The sequence below is a fragment of the Methylobacterium sp. Leaf118 genome (assembly GCF_920984675.1).
Lineage (GTDB): Bacteria > Pseudomonadota > Alphaproteobacteria > Rhizobiales > Beijerinckiaceae > Methylobacterium.
In genome coordinates this window covers 82,974-99,851 of sequence record NZ_CAKLBV010000005.1, presented here as the reverse complement: position 1 = coordinate 99,851, position 16,878 = coordinate 82,974, and the positions used below count along the sequence as shown (strand labels likewise).

Below are 16,878 nucleotides of genomic sequence, written 5' to 3'. Positions count from 1 at the left end.
ATGAGGATGCGACCTTGGCACTGGCCAGCCGACTCGAGAAGACCGTGAAAGGCACCGACCTGTCGCTGGCCGGCGAGGCGCTGAGCCTCGATCGCACCGGCGCGCTCTGGCTCCCGGGGCACCGCACCCTGGTCGTGTCGGACCTCCACCTGGAGAAGGGCTCGGCCTATGCCGCCCGCTCGGGCCAGTTCCTGCCGCCCTACGACACCCGCGAGACCCTGAGCCTTCTGCACGAGGTCATCCAGCGGCTCGATCCCGCCTGCGTCGTCGCCCTCGGCGATTCCTTCCACGACGCCCGCGGGCCCGAGCGGATGGAGCCCGGCGACCGGGCCATGGTGGCCGCCCTGCAAGAGGGGCGCGACTGGGTCTGGATCGCCGGCAACCACGACGCCGCGGTGAGCGAGGGCGTCGGCGGGCGCTATTGCGAGACCCTCGCCCTCGGCGGCCTCACCCTGCGCCACGAACCGCGGCCCGGGGCCGAGGCGGGCGAGGTCGCGGGCCATCTGCATCCGTGCGGCAAGGTCAGCATGCGCGGGCGCTCGGTGCGGCGCCGCTGCTTCATCGGCGACGGCCGCCGCCTCGTGATGCCGGCCTTCGGCGCTTATACGGGCGGGCTCAACGTGCGGGATGCCGTCTTCGAACCGCTGTTTCCCGACGGTTTCACCGCCTATCTCCTCGGTGACGGTCGAGTCTTCGCCATCGGCCGAGCCATGCTGGGCAAGGCGTAGCGTCGAGCGCCCCGGAATAGGGGGGCGACCCATGCCGGGGCGGGTGTCGAAGACGGTAAACGGTTGGGGCGGGACACGGGAATCGATGCTAGATCGCTCCCGTTCGGGAGTCGGAGCGTGTCGATCGTTCGGCGGCACAACGTCAAGGTGGCAGGGAGCGCTGGGACCGCGATGGTCTTCGCGCACGGCTTCGGCTGCGATCAGAACATGTGGCGCTTCGTGGCTCCCGCCTTCGAGGACCGATACCGGACGGTCCTGTTCGACCATATCGGCGCCGGGGGCTCCGACCCGGCGGCGTTCGACGCCGTGCGATACGCCGTGCTCGACGGCTATGCCGACGACGTGGTCGCGATCTGTCGGGCCGTGTCCGTGACCGGCGGCGTCTTCGTCGGCCATTCGGTCAGCGCCATGATCGGCATCCTGGCCTACAAGAAGGCCCCGGAGCTGTTCGAGAGCCTGATCCTGATCTGTCCGTCCCCGCGCTATCTCGACGATACCGACTATGTCGGCGGCTTCAGCGCCGCACAGGTCGAGGAACTGCTCGACTTCCTCGACGACAACCAAATCGGCTGGTCGCAGGCGATGGCGCCGGCCATCATGGCCCATGCGGATCGCCCTGAACTCGGCGAGGAGCTGACCGACAGCTTCTGCCGCATGGATCCGGCCATCGCCAAGCGCTTCGCCCGGACCACCTTCCTCTCCGACAACCGGGCGGACCTCGCCGACGTGCAGGCCCGGTGCCTCGTCATCCAGTGCGCCGAGGACATCCTCGCCCCCGCCGAAGTCGGCGCCTACATGCATCGCCATCTGCCGAACAGCACGCTGGCGATCCTCGACACGACGGGGCACTGCCCGAACCTGTCCGCCCCCAAGGAGACCATCGCGGCCATCGAGGCGTTCCTTTGAGCGGCCGGACGCTGGGCCCGGAGACCGAGGACCTCGAGGATCTGTTCGAGAACGCGCCGTGCGGCTATGCCTCCGCGCTGCCCAACGGGCGGATCTCGAAGGTCAACCACACCCTCTCGACCTGGCTCGGATACGCATCGGGGGACCTGGTCGGTCGCCGCTTCCTCGATCTCCTGACGATCGCCGGCAAGGTCTATTACGAGACCCATTTCGCGCCGCTGCTGCGCATCAAGGGCTTCTTCCACGAGGTCGCCCTCGACCTGCTGAAGGCCGATGGCACGGTGCTGCCCGTTCTGGTCAACGCCGTGGTGCGCAAGGATGGCGACGGCAGCGCGCGCTTCATCCGGATCACGGTCTTCAACGCCTCCGAGCGGCGGCGGTACGAGCGGCAGTTGCGGGACCTCAATCAGGCGCTCGAGGCGCGCGTGGCGGAGCGGACCCGCGCGCTCCACCGTGCCTGGCGCCTCTCGCCCGACCTTCTCGTCGTCGCCGATACCGAGGGATGCCTCAGATCGGTGAACGCCGCCTGGGCCGGCCTGCTCGGCCGGGAGGCGCCCGATCTCATCGGGCGCAGTGTCTTCGACTTCACGCATCCGGAGGACGTCGCGGCCACGAAGGCCGCCTTCGCCGGTATCGTGACGGCGCCCCTGGTGACCCCGCACGAATTTCGCCTGCGGCACGCCGACGGCTCGTATCGGCGCTTCTCGTGGACGGGGGCGTTCGAGGACGGCGAGGTCTACGCGACCGGCCGGCACACCACCGCCGAGCACGAGCAGGCCGCGGCCCTGGCCCGCGCGGAGGAAGCCCTGCGCCAGTCGCAGAAGCTGGAAGCGGTGGGCCAGCTCACCGGAGGCGTCGCCCACGACTTCAACAACCTGCTCACCATCATCCGCTCCTCCGTCGACTTCCTGCGTCGGCCCGACCTGCCGGAAGAGCGCCGCCGCCGCTACATGGACGCGGTGTCCGACACCGTCGACCGGGCCGCCAAGCTCACCGGCCAGCTCCTCGCCTTCGCCCGGCGCCAGGCGCTGAATCCCGAGGCCTTCGATGTCGGCGAGCGGCTGCGCAGCGTCGGGGAAATGCTGGACACCGTCACCGGTGCGCGGATCCGCGTCGTGGCCGAGATCCCGGACGCGCCCTGTCGGGTGCGGGCCGATGTCAGCCAGTTCGAGACGGCGCTCGTCAACATGGCGGTCAATGCCCGCGACGCCATGGACGGCCAGGGCGTCCTGACCCTCCGCCTGGAGCGCGCCGGGACCCTTCCGCCCATCCGCGGGCATGCCGCGGCCCCCGGACCCTTCGCCAGCGTCTCGCTCACCGACACCGGCGGCGGCATCGCCCCCGAGCAGATCGACCGGATTTTCGAGCCGTTCTTCACGACGAAGGAGATCGGCAAGGGCACGGGGCTCGGGCTCAGTCAGGTGTTCGGCTTCGCCAAGCAATCGGGTGGCGATGTCGCGGTCGAGAGCGAAGTCGGCCGGGGCACGACCTTCCGCCTCTACCTGCCGATGCTCCAGGGCGGTGCGGGCGAGGAGCCGGTGCCGGAGTGCAAGGACGAGGGCTTCCCCACCGGCGACGGCCAGCGGGTGCTGGTGGTGGAGGACAATATCGAGGTCGGGCGCTTCGCCACCCAGATCCTCGAGGATTTCGGCTATCGGACGACGTGGTCGGCCAATGCCGAGGACGCGTTGGAGACGCTCGGCGACGACGGCGCCGGCTTCGACGTCGTGTTCTCCGACGTGATGATGCCCGGCATGGGCGGCATCGCCCTGGCAAGGATCCTGCGGTCTCGCATGCCGGGGCTGCCGGTGCTCCTCGCCTCCGGCTACAGCCACGTGCTGGCGCAGGACGGGGCCGGCGGCTTCGAGGTGCTGCACAAGCCCTACTCGGCCGACCAGCTCGGACGCATCCTCGGCCGGATGGCGCCGCGCCGATCGTAATCCGAAGGCCGGGAACGCCGCTCTCGGGTCCTGCGCCGCAGGGCTGTCGTTCCGAGATGGCTGCCCGGGCCGGCGCGAGACGGCCTCAGGCCGCGACCAGCAGGGAGGCCCCCGCGACACCCGACAGCACCAGCCGCATCCGGCTCATCCAGACGGGCACGAGGCCCCGGCGGGAGAGATCCTGGTCGACGAGGCCCCAGACCAGAACCAGGACGCCCAGCATGCGCAGGTCCCAGGGCGCCGGTGCCGCGAGCGCCGTCCAGGCGAGCAGCGAGGGCACGATGGCGAGGAGGTAATCCGGCCAGCCGGCGCCGCGCGCCGCCGCGACGCCCCAGCGGATGCCGCCGAGAAACGAGGCGATCACCGCTCCGTAAGCCGAGAGGATGGTCCGCGGCGACAGGCCGATCATACCGAGGCCGACATCGGACCCGCTGACCGACAGGGCCGCGAAGCCGATGAACGGGATCAGTCCGGCGATGCCGAGCAGCACCGCGCTCGCCGGAACCGTGGTCAGCCGCCCCATGCCGTCTCCCCGGTCGATCCCGATGCCCGACACCGCGCCGGCCCGTGCCGACGCTGCGGTTTCCGCCGCATCCATACCTGCGGCTTCCGACGGTTCCGGCAACCGGGACCATTTGCTGCATCGCCGCAGCGCACGGCGACGCTGCCATGGCGAAAAAGTCGTGCGCAAGGTCCGGCGGGGCACACCAGGGCAGCAAACGCGGGTCGACGGCCCGCCCCCGGGGAACACCGGCGCCGCTCCGACGTCCCTCCGAAGGGTGCCGCGGGATTGCGCCCGAGCTTGGCCGGCAGGATACCTGCTATCCCCGGCCGACGCCCTCCCGCCAACGCGATCCCATGCCGCTTCCCCTCCCGGCCCTCCAGGCGGCCCTGCGCCGGCTGCACGATCCGTCCCGCGGCCGCTGGACGGTCTGGCGGCGGCGCGGCCTGTTCGTCGCGGGCGGCATCGGCGTCGGTCTGGCGGCCGTCCTGATGGCCATGGCGGCGGACGCCGCGCAGGCGGTGTTTCGCCACTTGCTCACGCTGTCGCCGGCTCTCGCGCTGGTGCTCTGCCCGGCCGGGTTCGCCCTCGCGGCGTGGCTTGCCCGAACCGTCTTCCCGAACTCGCAGGGGTCGGGCATCCCGCAGGTCATCGCCGCCCGGGCCATCACCGACGCGGGGGCGCGTCACGCCCTGATCTCGCTGCGGGTCGCGTTCGGCAAGATCGTCGTCATGCTGCTCGGCCTGCTCTGCGGCGCATCGGTCGGGCGGGAAGGGCCGACGGTCCAGGTCGGGGCGGCGATCATGGCCGCCTTCGGCCGCCTGAGCCCGGAGCGGATGCGCGGCCTCCTCCTGGCCGGTGGTGCCGCCGGGGTGGCGGCGGCCTTCAACACGCCGCTCGCCGGCATCCTGTTCGCCATCGAGGAACTCGGCCGGGCCTATGACCGGAGCGGCAGCGGGCTCGTCGTGGCGACCATCGTCGCCGCCGGCCTGACCTCCCTCGCGATCCTCGGGGACTATTCGTATTTCGGGAAGACGGAGGCGCGGCTGCCCCTCGAAGCCGGCTGGATCGCGGTGCCCCTGCTCGGCGTCGTGGGCGGCCTCGCGGGCGGTGTCTTCAGCCGCATCGTCATCGCCGTCGCCCGCGGCCTGCCGGGCCGGGCGGGCGCCTGGATCGGCCGCCATGCCATCCTGTTCGCGGCCCTGTGCGGGCTCGGTCTGGCACTGTGCGGCCTCGCCTCCGGGGGAAGCGCCTACGGCACCGGCTATGACGAGGCGCGGGCGATCCTGCACGGGCAGGAGGCGCCGCGCTGGGACTTCGCCCCGCTCAAGTTCCTGGCGACCGTGTTCTCCTCGATCAGCGGCATCCCGGGGGGCCTGTTCGCGCCCTCGCTCGCCGTCGGCGCGGGCCTCGGCGCGGAGGTCGCCCTGCTGCTGCCGCAGGCGCCCGTCGGCGCGCTCGTGCTCGTCGGCATGGTCGCCTACCTGACCGGCGTGCTCCAGGCGCCGATCACCGCCTTCGTCATCGTCACCGAGATGACCCAGGACCACGCCATGATGATCCCGCTGATGCTGGCCGCCCTGATCGCCGACGCGGTGTCGAAGCTCGTCTGCCGCCACGGGCTCTACCACGCCCTCGCCGAGCTCCTGGTGCGGCAGGCGGCGGAGGCGGAGAAGCGATGAATCCGGCCCGGCGACGGAACGCCCCGGTCCCCACGGGAATTCCTGCTCCGCTTACGTTGTGGAGTCTTCCGTCATGACCCTCCTGAAATGGGCCGCCATCGCCTTCGTGATCTCCCTGGTGGCCGGCGGGCTCGGCTTCACGGGCATCGCCTCCGGGGCGAGCTCGATCGCCCGCATCCTGTTCGGTCTCTTCCTGGTCCTGGCGATCATCATCGTGGTCATCGCCCTCGCCATCGGCCAGGCGGTCTTCTGAACCGCTCCGCGCGGTGCGTGAACGAGAAACACTGCGTGAACGAGAAAGGGCCGCCCCGAGGGGCGGCCCTGTTCCGTTGTTGGCAGATCGGGAAACCGATCAGCGCGAATAGAACTCGATGACGAGGTTCGGTTCCATCTGCACCGGGTAGGGCACCTCGGAGAGGCCCGGGATCCGGGTGACGCGGGCGGTCATCTTCTGATGATCGACCTCGATGTAGTCCGGCACGTCGCGCTCGGAGAGTTGGCTCGCCACGACGACGAACTCGAGCTGGCGGGAGGCTTCCTTCACCTCGATCACGTCACCGGCCTTGACCTGGTAGCTCGGGATGTTGACCCGGCGGCCGTTGACCTTGACGTGGCCGTGGTTGACGAACTGGCGCGCGGCGAACGGGGTCGCGACGAACTTCGCCCGGTAGACGACGGCGTCGAGGCGACGCTCCAGCAGGCCGACCAGGTTCTCGCCGGAATCGCCGCGCAGGCGGATCGCCTCGGCGTAGTAGCGGCGGAACTGCTTCTCGGTGATGTTGCCGTAATAGCCCTTGAGCTTCTGCTTGGCGCGCAGCTGCGTGCCGAAGTCGCTCATCTTGCCCTTGCGGCGCTGGCCATGCTGGCCGGGACCGTATTCACGGCGGTTCACGGGGCTCTTCGGGCGGCCCCAGATGTTCTGGCCCATGCGGCGATCGAGCTTGTGCTTCGCCTGGACGCGTTTTGACATTCGCTGTTCCTCTGGAACAAGACTGGTGAGGAACGCGCCCTCCTCTCCTGCCCGGCCGGAGCCGCGCGGGCGACAGAGCGGACATTGCCGCTCGCGGGTGCGCATGAAAACGATGCGGGGCCCCGCTGAGGAGCCCCGACCGCAGGCGGCGTGCTAGACGAGAAGGGCGGCCGCGTCAAATCCGAACGCCGTCGGCGCGCCGGGATGGAGGTTCGTCACGCTTCGTTAACCCTCGTATCGCCTGATTTGGCCCCGAAAAGCCGCTGACTCGCCGGAGAGACCCGACCATGCCGACGCCGCCGCCCCGCGCCAGCCTGATCGCCCTGGCGCTCGCCACGGGCCTCGCCGCCACGCCCGCGCGGGCCGACTTCCCGTCCTGCCTCGCCGGCATCCAGGCCCAGGCGGCCGGCGCCGGCGTCTCGGCGCAGACGTTTCGGGCGGCGACGAGCGGCATCACCTTCGACGACAAGGTGATCGAGCTGTCCCAGGCCCAGCCCGAGTTCAAGACGCCGATCTGGGACTACATGTCCGCGCTGGTCGACGAGGAGCGGGTGGAGGACGGGCGCGCCGCCATGCGCCAGCACGCTGCCGCCCTCGCCAATGCCGAGGCGCGCTACGGCGTCGACCGCCACACCATCGCCGCGGTCTGGGGTGTCGAGTCGAATTTCGGCAAGAATCTCGGCAAGATGCCGCTGATCCAGTCGCTGGCCACCCTTGCCTGCTCCGGCAACCGCCGCCGCGACTTCTTCCGCGGCGAACTCATCGCCACCCTGAAGATCATCGAGCGGGGCGACATCGAAGCCTCGCGGCTGACCGGCTCCTGGGCCGGGGCCTTCGGCCAGACCCAGTTCATGCCGACCACCTACCAGCGCCTCGCGGTCGACGGCGACGGCGACGGGCGCCGCGACGTGGTCGACTCGGTCGCCGACGCGGTCGCCTCCACGGCCAACTTCCTGCGGGTCGCCAAGTGGTCGAACGGGCAGCCCTGGGGCTACGAGGTGAAGCTGCCGCGCGGCTTCAACGTCGCGGGCGCCGGCCGCAAGAACAAGCATGCCGTCGGCCACTGGGCCTCCCTCGGCGTCACGCGGGTCGATGGTCGCCCGCTGAGCGGGGAGGGCCCCGCCGGGATCATCGCGCCCGCCGGCATCAACGGCCCGGCCTTCCTCGTGACGCGCAACTTCGACGCGATCTACTCCTACAACGCCGCCGAATCCTACGGTCTGGCCATCGCCGTCCTGTCCGACCGCCTGCGCGGGCGCCCCGGCGTCCAGGCCGACTGGCCGACCGACGATCCGCCGCTGTCGCGCGCCGAGCGCCGCGACCTGCAATCCCGCCTGATCGCCCGCGGCTACGATGTCGGCGAGCCGGACGGCAAGGTCGGCTCGAAGACCCGCGAGGCGATCAAGGACGTGGAGCGCCGGCTCGGCATGCCGGCCACCGGCCGGCCGGGCGGTAAGGTGCTGGAGGCGCTGCGGCGGGGCTGACGGCCTGAAGGAAGTGGCGGTGGCAAAACTTCGCGCACCCGCCACCGCGACCCATCGTTCGAACCCGGACGGATGAATTGGGAAGACTCCTGCGGTCACGCATGGCAATCATTCCGGGGCCGCTCCGCGGAACCCGGTATCCACCCGGAATGCGCGGCTGAACCCGCGTCGCCGACAGTCCGTCTATGGCAGCCTCCGTCGCGCCCCTGCGGGTCCGGGTTCGCCGATCAGCGCTCCGGAATGACGAGCCTTCTGTGAGTCGGGGCGCGATCCCGCACGTTGTCCGCTCGGGTTTCTGACGAGAGCCAGCCGGCGGGGACCTAGAGGCGAAAATCCTCGCCGAGATACAGCCGCCGCGCGTCCTCGTTCGCCACGATCTGCTCGGGCGTGCCCTCGGTGAGGATGCGGCCCGAATGGGCGATGTAGGCGCGGTCGATCAGCCCCAGCGTCTCGCGCACGTTGTGGTCGGTGATGAGCACGCCGATCCCGCGCTGCTTCAGGTGCTTGACGAGGTCCTGGATGTCGCCGACCGCGATCGGGTCGATGCCGGCGAAGGGCTCGTCGAGGAGCATGAAGGTCGGCGAGGAGGCGAGCGCTCGGGCGATCTCGCAGCGGCGGCGCTCGCCGCCCGAGAGCGCGATCGAGGGCGACTTGCGCAGACGGGCGATGTCGAACTCCTCGAGCAGGGATTCGAGCTTGCGTTCGCGCGCCTTGCGGTCGGGCTCGGCCACCTCGAGCACGGCGCGGATGTTGTCCTCCACCGTGAGGCCGCGGAAGATCGAGGCTTCCTGGGGCAGGTAGCCGATGCCGAGGCGCGCCCGCTGGTACATCGGCAGATGGGTGATCTCCAGACCGTCCAGGCTGATGAAGCCGCGATCGGCGGGCACCAATCCGGTGATCATGTAGAAGATCGTGGTCTTGCCCGCGCCGTTGGGGCCGAGCAGGCCGACCGCCTCGCCGTTATGGACGGTGAGGCCCGCCTCATGGACGACGGTGCGGGTGCCGTAGCTCTTGCGCAGACCCCGCACCTGCAGGATGCCGGGCCCTCCGCCCTCGGCGGTCGGGTCGCGCGCCTCGCTGCGGGGGGCGGCACGGCCCAGCCACCGTCCGAACAGCGAGCCCTTGCGGCCTCGGCCAGCGGGGGCGGCGTCGGCGCCCGCGCGCAACGGCACCGCGGCGGGCATCGCAACACCCGCCATGGTCAGTTCGCCTGAGCCCGCGTCTTGACCGGGGGCTTCTCGGCGGCCGGCCGGGCGCCGGGCTTACCGGCCACGGCCGGCTGCGCGCAGCCCTTCGGTCCGCTGCCGCCCTTGGCCTCGCCGCCCTGGCCCGGCACGAACATCGCCGAGACGCGCCCGCCCGCCACCGGATCCATGTTCGCCCGGCCGGTCGTCATGTCGTAGACGAGGCGCGAGCCGCGGGTGACGTTCTGGCACTGGCTGAGCACGACGTTGCCCGTGAGGATGATGCGCTTGGCCTCCTGATCGAACACCGCGTTGTCGCCGGTGGCGACCTGATCCTTCTGGGAGACGGTGACCGGGCCGGCGCACTCGACCTTGCGGATGCCGTTGCCGGCGAGGGCGTTGGCGTCCTTCGGAGCCGCAGCCTCGGCGCCGCCGGTCCGGCCGGGATCCTTGTCCCGGTCGCGCTTGTAATGGACGGTCAGCGCCGAGCAGCGGATCGTGCTGTCGCTCTGCACGGCCACGACGTTGCCGGCGAAAACCGCCTTGCTCTCCTTGTCGAACACGTCGAGCCGGTCGGCGTCGATCTTGATCGGGCCCTTGCCGCCGCCGACCGTGCCGAGGGGCGCCGGCTTCCCGGCATCCTTCGAGACGTCCTTGGCCGTCGCGCCAGCCGGCGCCTGCGCCACGGCGCCCGCGCCGGGGGCGGTGAGCGCCAGAGCGAGGGCGGCGAGCAGCGCCCGGGTGGCGAGCGCGCTCATCGGTTGGCCTCCGGCGGCTCCGCCGCGGACGTGCGGATGCGCTCGGCCGCCTCGTGGCGGCTCGCCACCACGGTCGCGTCGGGCGCCGCCTCGTGGAACACGGCCTGCACGCGGCCGACGAAGGAGACGACCCGTCCGTTCTCGACGACGTCGAGGGTGTCGGCCACGATCGAGCCCGCCGGCACGGTGACCTTCACGGGTTCGGACGAGTGGAGGCTGCCGGCCTTGAAATCGACGGTCGCGACGGAGAGCTGGATCTCCTCGCCCTTGTCGGTCCAGACCCGGATGTTCCGCTCCAGGGTCAGGGATTCTCGGGTGGAGTCGAACACGCCGCCCTGCGCCTGGAGATAGGCCCGCCCACCCCGATCGTCGGTGGCGACGTGGCCCTTCATGGCCTGAAGTTCGATGATGCTGGGCTTGCGCACGTCCTGCTGCGCCGCCGAGGCGGTGACCTCGTAGCCGCGCTCGCCCTTGCGGAAGCCGGACAGGCGTGGGCTCTCCATCGTCACCTTGCTGCCGGAGACGGAGATCGGCCCGATCTCGACGTCGGGCAGGCTTCCCGCCAGGGGTCCCCAGAGCACGACGGCCGCGAGGCCCAACACGGCGAGGCCCGCCGCCGCGGGAATCACCCGGCGCAGGGTGCGCACCTGGGCGCTGTGGCGGCGCGCGCGGCCATGCGCCCGGCGGCGGCGCGCGTTCTCGTTCGCAGCCAGGGCGTCGAGGTCCGTCCGGGGGGGGTCGGCCACCTGCATCGCGTTCCCGAAAGGGTCGGCGCGCTGAGCGGTCGCGCCAGGGCCGGCCGGATCACCCGGCGCGGTGGCGAAGTTATGGCCTCGCCTGCAAGAAATGATCAACAGCGCCCGCGTGCGCCCCCGCACGGCGGCGATCCGAAATGGACCGTCTCGGTACTCTCTCCCGCCCCGTGGCGCCGCCGCATCAGCTGCGGCGGGGTCGGACCTCTCAGGAATGGGCGAAGATGTCGGTCTCCGGCCAGCCGGCGAGGTCGAGTCGGGCCCGGGTCGGCAGGAAGGCGAAGCAGGATTCCGCCATCGCCGTGCGGCCCTCGCGGGCCAGAATGGCGTCGAGCCGCTCGCGGGCGACGTGGAGATGGAGCACGTCGGAGGCCGCATAATCGACCTGCGCCTGGCTCAAGGTGTCCGCCCCCCAATCCGAGGATTGTTGCTGCTTCGACAGGTCGACGCCGACGAGTTCGCGGACCACGTCCTTGAGCCCGTGCCGATCGGTGTAGGTGCGAGCGAGTTTGGAGGCGATCTTGGTGCAGTAGACCGGGCCCGGCATCACCCCGAAGGCCTGGAACAGCACCGCGAGGTCGAAGCGGGCGAAGTGGAAGATCTTGAGCACGCGCGGATCGGCCAAAACCGCCTTGAGCCGCTCGGCGGCGTCGCCCGGCCGGATCTGCACCACGTCGGCGCTCCCGTCGCCGCGGGAGACCTGGACCACGCAGAGCCGGTCCCGGCGCGGGTTCAGGCCCAGGGTCTCGGTGTCGATGGCGATCGCCGCACCGGGGGCGAAATCGGCGGGCAGGTCGCCCCGGTGGAGACGGATGCGCGAGGTCTGGGCGGCCATGGGACGGAACGATCGGGCGGCGAAGCGGGGCTCCCGCGCCTAGCATCCTCAGGCCCGCTTGGGAAAGCCCGCCTACTTCTGCCGGGCGATGATCCGGTCCTTGATCTCGGCATAGACCGCCTCCGGGATGATCTTCTTGTGCACGAGCTCGTCCTTGGCCCGGTAGGGCCGGCCCTTCACGATCGCGGCCGAGCGTGCCTCGCCGATGCCCTTGAGTGCGCTGAGTTCCTGGGCGCTCGCGGTGTTGATGTCGATGAGGGCCGTCTTCTCGCCCGCGGCCTCGGGTTTGGCCGGTGCCGTCGGCGCCGCGGGGGCGGTGGGAGGCTTGGGTGCGCCCGGGGACGGCACCGAGCTCGGGGATTGGGCGAGGGCCGGCGCCGCGGCGAGGAGGCTCAGCAAAGCGAGGGTGCGCAGGAGCGGGGCACGCATGTCGGGTCTCCCGAGGGACGAGGGACGAGGGACGAGGGACGCCACTGGACGCCCGGGCGCGCGTCGTGTCCAGGGTCGAGGCGGCGACCTCCACCGATCAGCGCAAGCGTGGCTGGCTCCCCCGGCGGAATCGTGCATGATCGCGCCCGCCCGCCGAGCGCCTCTCGGTCCGGCGCTCGAGCCACGGATCGCCCTCTCGGTGCCAGCTTTTCCCTTCACCGCCATCGTCGCCCAAGAGGAGATGAAGCGGGCCCTGCTGATTGCGGCGGTCGATCCGTCGGTCGGCGGCGTCCTCGTCTTCGGAGATCGCGGCACCGGCAAATCGACGGCGATCCGGGCCTTGGCCGCGCTCCTGCCCAAGATCCGGGCGGTGGCGGGCTGTCCCTATTCCTGCGCCCCGGACGCCCCCGCCGCCGAATGCCCGCATTGCGCCGAAGGGCGGGGCAAGAGCCACCTCATCCCCGTGCCCGTGGTGGATCTGCCGCTCGGTGCCACCGAGGATCGGGTGGTCGGCGCCCTCGACCTGGAGCGGGCGCTCACACGCGGCGAGAAGGCGTTCGAGCCGGGCCTCCTGGCGCGGGCCAATCGCGGCTTCCTCTACATCGACGAGGTCAACCTGCTGGAGGACCATCTCGTCGACCTGCTGCTCGACGTGGCGGCCTCCGGGGTCAACACCGTCGAGCGCGAGGGCCTGTCCCTGCGCCATCCGGCCCGCTTCGTGCTCGTCGGCAGCGGCAATCCCGAGGAGGGGGAGCTTCGCCCCCAGCTTCTCGACCGGTTCGGCCTCGCCTGCGAGGTCGGCACGCCGACCGACATCGCCACGCGGATCGAGGTGGTGCGCCGCCGCGACGCCTACGAGCGCGACCCGGAGGGGTTCTGCGCGGCGCAGGCGAAGCCGGAAAAGGCGTTACAGAAGACGATCCTGTCAGCCCGCGAGCGTCTCCGGGGCGTCGCGGTGCCGGATGCGGTGCTCGAAGCGGCGGCCCGGCTCTGCCTCGCGCTCGGCACCGACGGCCTGCGCGGCGAACTCACCCTGATGCGGACTGCCCGCGCCGCCGCGGCGTTGGACAGCGCCGACACCGTCGCCCTCAGCCATCTCCGGCAGGTCGCGCCGAGCGCACTGCGCCACCGCCTGCGCCGCAACCCGCTCGACGAATCGGGCTCGACGGCCCGGGTCGCCCGGGCGGTCGAGGAGGTGCTGGGCGCCGCCTGAGCCCCGGGGCTCAGGTGTCGTGGTCGATGTCCTTGTCGAGGATCAGCTTGGAATCCACCGTGGTGTCCGCCTTGAGCTGGTAGACCAGAGGGATACCGGTCGCGATCTCGAGGCTGGCGATGGTCTTCGTCGTCATGCCGTCGAGCACCATCACCAGCGCCCGCAGCGAGTTGCCATGGGCCGCCACGAGGACCCGCTCGCCGCGCATCACTCGGGGCAGGATCGTCTGGATGTAGTAGGGCAGGACCCGGGCCGCGGTGTCCTTCAGGCTCTCGCCGCCCGGGGGCGGCACGTCGTAGGAGCGGCGCCACTCGTGGACCTGCGCGTCGCCCCAGCGCTCGCGGGCATCGTCCTTGTTGAGCCCCGCGAGGTCGCCGTAATCGCGCTCGTTCAGCGCCTCGGACCGGATCGTCTCGATCCCGGACAGGCCCATCTCCTCCAGGATCAGGGCGCAGGTCTTCTGGGCGCGCTTGAGGTTCGAGGTGAAGGCGACGTCGAAGCCGGAGCCCTGCGCCTTGAGCCAGCGCCCGGCATTGCGCGCCTCGGCGACGCCGAGTTCGGTCAGGTCCGGGTCGCGCCAGCCGGTGAACAGCTTCTTGAGGTTCCACTCGCTCTGGCCGTGGCGAGCGAGGACGAGCGTGCGCTCCATGGTGAGGTCCGTCTCCTGGAGGGGCGGGGCCCGAGCGAGCCGGCGCCGGAATGCCGCGGGTCGCTGCCGAAGCGCCGAGGCCGAATGGCCGCGCTGCTTAGCAGAGGCTTCGCCCCGCCCCAAGCGTGCTGCAGTGCATCATGACGGGGGTTGGCTACGGATCGCCGAGCCTGTCAGGCCCCCGCGCTGGACTTTGACCGCTACAATCCCAGCACATCGGCCATGCCGTACTGGCCCGGCGGCTTGTCGAAGGCCCATTGGGCGGCCCTGAGTGCGCCGCGGGCGAAGATTGCCCGGTCCTCAGCATGGTGAGAGAGGGTGATCCGCTCGGAGGGACCGGCGAAGAGCACGCTGTGGTCGCCGACCACCGAGCCGCCCCGCAGGGTCGCGAAGCCGATCTCGCCGGGCCGGCGCGCCCCCGTATGGCCGTCGCGGGTCGAGACGCGCGTGTCGGCGAGGGACACGCCCCGTCCCTCCGCTGCCGCCTCGCCGAGCAGCAGGGCGGTGCCGGAGGGGGCGTCGACCTTCATCCGGTGGTGCATCTCCAGCACCTCGATGTCGAATTCCTCGCCCAGGGTCGCCGCGACCCGGCGCACGAGGCCGGCGAGCAGGTTCACCCCGAGGGACATGTTGCCCGAGCGCACGATCCGGGCATGGTAGCTCGCGGCTTCGAGCCGGCTCAGATCGTCCGGCGAAAAGCCGGTGGTGCCGATCACGTGGACGATCCGGGCCTGGGCGGCGAGTTCGGCGAAGGCGACCGTCGCGGCCGGCGTCGTGAAGTCGAGCACGCCATCGGCGGCCACGAACAGCGCCAGCGGATCGTCGGAGACGGACACGCCGAGTTCGCCCACGCCTGCGAGCAGGCCCGCATCCCGGCCGATGGCGGGCGAGCCCGCGCGCTCGACGGCCCCGTGCAGGCTGCAGCCCTCGGCCTCGGCCACCGCGCGGATCAGCATCCGCCCCATGCGCCCCTCGGCGCCCACAACGACGAGCTTCATCACCTTGGCTCCGAACGGCGTCCCCGAGGGGCGCTTCTACCGCAATCGCCGGAAGATCAAGCCTGTCAGCCGCGTCGGGCGGCGAGAAGCGGCTCGAGGACGTCGGTGACGCCGTTCACGGTGATCTGCGTGCCCACGCACAGGAGCAGGAAGGCGGAGAGCCGCCCGAGCACCCGCGCCCGCACCGGCCCGATCAGGGTCACGACCCGGTCGGCGGAGCCGTAGGCGAGGCGCACCATCCCGGCGATGGCGAGCGCCGCCAGGGAGGCGCCGAGGTAGAAGCCGATCCGCTCCGGTCCCTCCGCCGGACGGTTGGCACCCAGGGCGATGGCGACCGCGATGGTGCCGGGCCCGGTCGTGAAGGGCAGGGTGAGGGGGAAGAACGCGACCTCCGCCAATCCCTCCCCCGATTCGGGGCCGGCCTCGGCGTGCTTGCGCGCCTCCCGGGCCTCGGGCGCCGAGAGCAGCGACCAGGCGGAGGCCGCCACCACGAGGCCGCCCGCGATGCGCAGGGCCGCCAGCGACACGCCGAAGAAGTTGAGGATCGGCGCCCCGGCCCAGAGCGCGGCGAGCATGATGAGCGCCGCGTAGAAGCCGATGCGGCGCGCGAGTTCCGCCCGCTCGGCACCCGTGCGCTCAGCCGTGATCTGCGCGAAGATCAGCGCCGAGCCGACCGGATTGACGATCGAGAACAGGCCCGAGAGCGCGAGCAGGAAGCTCGTCAGCGCGGTCTCGACATTCATGGGTGGACGGCTCCGCCGGGATCGCTCGGACGCATATCCCTCCACGATGCCGAGGCCGCATCGTCAAGAGCCCCCCCCGGCGGCGGGGCGGCGCGCGTCCGCTGGATGCAAGGAGACAGGACCGGCGGCCCTGTCTCCGGTGGCTCCGTCTCAGCCCGGCTGACCGGCCGGCAGCAGGACCCGCGCCGGCACGCGGGTCTCCAGCCGGCGCACCTGCCGCACGGCGACCGGGCGGTACAGCTGCTTCGTCGCATCGACCACGTGCAGGCCCGCGAAGGGCAAGGAGAGGCCGGTGCCCAGCCGCTCCCAGGCGCCCGCGGTGCCGAGCCAGAAGCGGCTGCGGACCGGCGGCATGTAGAGGGCTTCGGCCCAGCCCTCCGGCGAGAACAGGGTCTGGCGCATCAGCCGGACGAGCTGCGAGCGGCTATAGGGCTGGCCGTGGCCGAAGGGCGTCGCGTCCCGCCGCGCCCAGACCCCGGTGCGGTTGGGCACTACCAGGATGAGGCGCCCGCCCGGCGTCAGCACCCGCCAGACTTCCGCGAGCAGCTCGCTCGGACTCTCGACCGCCTCCAGGGCGTGGACCAGGATGACCCGGTCGACCGCGGCCTCCGGCAAGGGCAGCATGGTCGGGTCGGCGAGCGCCGTCACCGAGCGTCCGCTGGAGGGCCAGTTCACCACCCCCTGCGTCGCCGGCATGAAGGCCAGGGTTCGCTCGGCAATCACGTGGACCGGCCCGAGATAGGGCGTGACGTAGCCGAGCCCGAGCACCCGCAGGCCGGAGACCGAGCCGAGGAAAGCGTGCATCGAGCGGGCGACGACCCGATGCGTGACGACGCCGAGCGGGCTCGCATAGAACGCCCGCAGGTCCGTCACGTCGAGGCGCATCGGATGGGGTGCCGGCACGGCCGGTTGTCCTCCCGGGGGTTTCAGGCCATCTTCGCGAAACGTCCGAGGGCCGAAACCCATCCCGCGCGGCGCGCGGGGGTCGTGTCGCGAGACGCGATTGAGGGGCATCAATGGGGATCGCAGGCCCCCCCGGCAAGCCGGGCGACGCCCGGCGAACGGAACCGTCCCCACGACGCGCCGGTTCCGCCGATGGTCGGTC

At 71.4% G+C, this 16,878-nt stretch carries 18 protein-coding genes; 7 read left to right on the top strand and 11 right to left on the bottom strand.

Annotation, left to right across the window (positions count from 1 at the left end; all coding sequences use genetic code 11):
• Nucleotides 1-14 precede the first annotated feature (14 nt).
• From pdeM to LW587_RS03870, 3 genes are all read left to right on the top strand, one after another.
• A complete protein-coding gene (pdeM, locus tag LW587_RS03880) occupies nucleotides 15-728 on the top strand; it encodes a ligase-associated DNA damage response endonuclease PdeM (protein ID WP_232628281.1) in 714 nt (237 codons plus the stop codon).
• 117 nt (nucleotides 729-845) lie between these two features.
• On the top strand, nucleotides 846-1,634 hold the full coding sequence (locus tag LW587_RS03875; RefSeq protein ID WP_232628280.1) for an alpha/beta fold hydrolase: 789 nt from the start codon (nucleotides 846-848) through the stop codon (nucleotides 1,632-1,634).
• Complete coding sequence (locus LW587_RS03870) at nucleotides 1,631-3,574, top strand: PAS domain S-box protein (protein WP_232628279.1); 1,944 nt, start codon at nucleotides 1,631-1,633, stop codon at nucleotides 3,572-3,574. The genes LW587_RS03875 and LW587_RS03870 overlap by 4 nt, the downstream gene beginning before the upstream one ends.
• An 85-nt stretch (nucleotides 3,575-3,659) precedes the next feature.
• Here the strand turns inward: LW587_RS03870 and LW587_RS03865 are convergent, their stop codons facing one another.
• The gene (locus tag LW587_RS03865) at nucleotides 3,660-4,097 is read right to left on the bottom strand and encodes a DUF3429 domain-containing protein (RefSeq protein WP_332839817.1); all 438 of its coding nucleotides are present in this window, start codon (nucleotides 4,095-4,097) and stop codon (nucleotides 3,660-3,662) included.
• A gap of 335 nt (nucleotides 4,098-4,432) precedes the next feature.
• Between LW587_RS03865 and LW587_RS03860 the strand changes: the two genes are divergently transcribed.
• Nucleotides 4,433-5,758: a chloride channel protein gene (locus tag LW587_RS03860; RefSeq protein ID WP_232628277.1), complete on the top strand. Its 1,326-nt coding sequence runs from the start codon at nucleotides 4,433-4,435 to the stop codon at nucleotides 5,756-5,758.
• 73 nt (nucleotides 5,759-5,831) lie between these two features.
• On the top strand, nucleotides 5,832-6,011 hold the full coding sequence (locus tag LW587_RS03855; protein WP_232628276.1) for a DUF1328 domain-containing protein: 180 nt from the start codon (nucleotides 5,832-5,834) through the stop codon (nucleotides 6,009-6,011).
• 99 nt (nucleotides 6,012-6,110) lie between these two features.
• Here the strand turns inward: LW587_RS03855 and rpsD are convergent, their stop codons facing one another.
• Nucleotides 6,111-6,728 (bottom strand): 30S ribosomal protein S4, encoded by a 618-nt coding sequence (gene rpsD, locus LW587_RS03850; RefSeq protein WP_232628275.1) that lies wholly within the window; start codon nucleotides 6,726-6,728, stop codon nucleotides 6,111-6,113.
• Between the two features lie 287 nt (nucleotides 6,729-7,015).
• Between rpsD and LW587_RS03845 the strand changes: the two genes are divergently transcribed.
• The gene (locus LW587_RS03845) at nucleotides 7,016-8,212 is read left to right on the top strand and encodes a lytic murein transglycosylase (protein ID WP_232628274.1); all 1,197 of its coding nucleotides are present in this window, start codon (nucleotides 7,016-7,018) and stop codon (nucleotides 8,210-8,212) included.
• Between the two features lie 320 nt (nucleotides 8,213-8,532).
• Here the strand turns inward: LW587_RS03845 and lptB are convergent, their stop codons facing one another.
• The 5 genes from lptB to LW587_RS03820 form a co-directional block, all read right to left on the bottom strand.
• On the bottom strand, nucleotides 8,533-9,396 hold the full coding sequence (lptB, locus tag LW587_RS03840; protein ID WP_232628324.1) for an LPS export ABC transporter ATP-binding protein: 864 nt from the start codon (nucleotides 9,394-9,396) through the stop codon (nucleotides 8,533-8,535).
• A 17-nt stretch (nucleotides 9,397-9,413) separates the two neighbouring features.
• Nucleotides 9,414-10,154: an LptA/OstA family protein gene (locus tag LW587_RS03835; RefSeq protein ID WP_232628273.1), complete on the bottom strand. Its 741-nt coding sequence runs from the start codon at nucleotides 10,152-10,154 to the stop codon at nucleotides 9,414-9,416.
• Nucleotides 10,151-10,906 carry a lipopolysaccharide-assembly, LptC-related protein gene (locus LW587_RS03830; protein ID WP_442919088.1) on the bottom strand — a complete coding sequence of 252 codons (756 nt, stop codon included), beginning with the start codon at nucleotides 10,904-10,906 and terminating at the stop codon, nucleotides 10,151-10,153. The genes LW587_RS03835 and LW587_RS03830 overlap by 4 nt, the downstream gene beginning before the upstream one ends.
• A 208-nt stretch (nucleotides 10,907-11,114) precedes the next feature.
• A complete protein-coding gene (locus tag LW587_RS03825) occupies nucleotides 11,115-11,741 on the bottom strand; it encodes a ribonuclease D (protein ID WP_232628271.1) in 627 nt (208 codons plus the stop codon).
• 72 nt (nucleotides 11,742-11,813) lie between these two features.
• Nucleotides 11,814-12,170 (bottom strand): ComEA family DNA-binding protein, encoded by a 357-nt coding sequence (locus LW587_RS03820; protein WP_232628270.1) that lies wholly within the window; start codon nucleotides 12,168-12,170, stop codon nucleotides 11,814-11,816.
• Nucleotides 12,171-12,369: 199 nt separating this feature from the next.
• Between LW587_RS03820 and bchI the strand changes: the two genes are divergently transcribed.
• Nucleotides 12,370-13,383 (top strand): magnesium chelatase ATPase subunit I, encoded by a 1,014-nt coding sequence (gene bchI / locus LW587_RS03815; RefSeq protein WP_232628269.1) that lies wholly within the window; start codon nucleotides 12,370-12,372, stop codon nucleotides 13,381-13,383.
• 10 nt (nucleotides 13,384-13,393) lie between these two features.
• On the opposite strand, the gene LW587_RS03810 is transcribed toward bchI, so the two are convergent.
• The 4 genes from LW587_RS03810 to LW587_RS03795 form a co-directional block, all read right to left on the bottom strand.
• The gene (locus LW587_RS03810; protein ID WP_232628268.1) at nucleotides 13,394-14,032 is read right to left on the bottom strand and encodes a 2,3-bisphosphoglycerate-dependent phosphoglycerate mutase; all 639 of its coding nucleotides are present in this window, start codon (nucleotides 14,030-14,032) and stop codon (nucleotides 13,394-13,396) included.
• Nucleotides 14,033-14,232: 200 nt separating this feature from the next.
• Entirely contained in the window at nucleotides 14,233-15,030 is a 798-nt protein-coding gene (dapB, locus tag LW587_RS03805; protein WP_232628267.1) for a 4-hydroxy-tetrahydrodipicolinate reductase, read from the bottom strand.
• Between the two features lie 65 nt (nucleotides 15,031-15,095).
• Nucleotides 15,096-15,773 (bottom strand): MarC family protein, encoded by a 678-nt coding sequence (locus LW587_RS03800; RefSeq protein ID WP_232628266.1) that lies wholly within the window; start codon nucleotides 15,771-15,773, stop codon nucleotides 15,096-15,098.
• 150 nt (nucleotides 15,774-15,923) lie between these two features.
• The gene (locus LW587_RS03795; protein ID WP_232628323.1) at nucleotides 15,924-16,658 is read right to left on the bottom strand and encodes a class I SAM-dependent methyltransferase; all 735 of its coding nucleotides are present in this window, start codon (nucleotides 16,656-16,658) and stop codon (nucleotides 15,924-15,926) included.
• Nucleotides 16,659-16,878 lie beyond the last annotated feature (220 nt).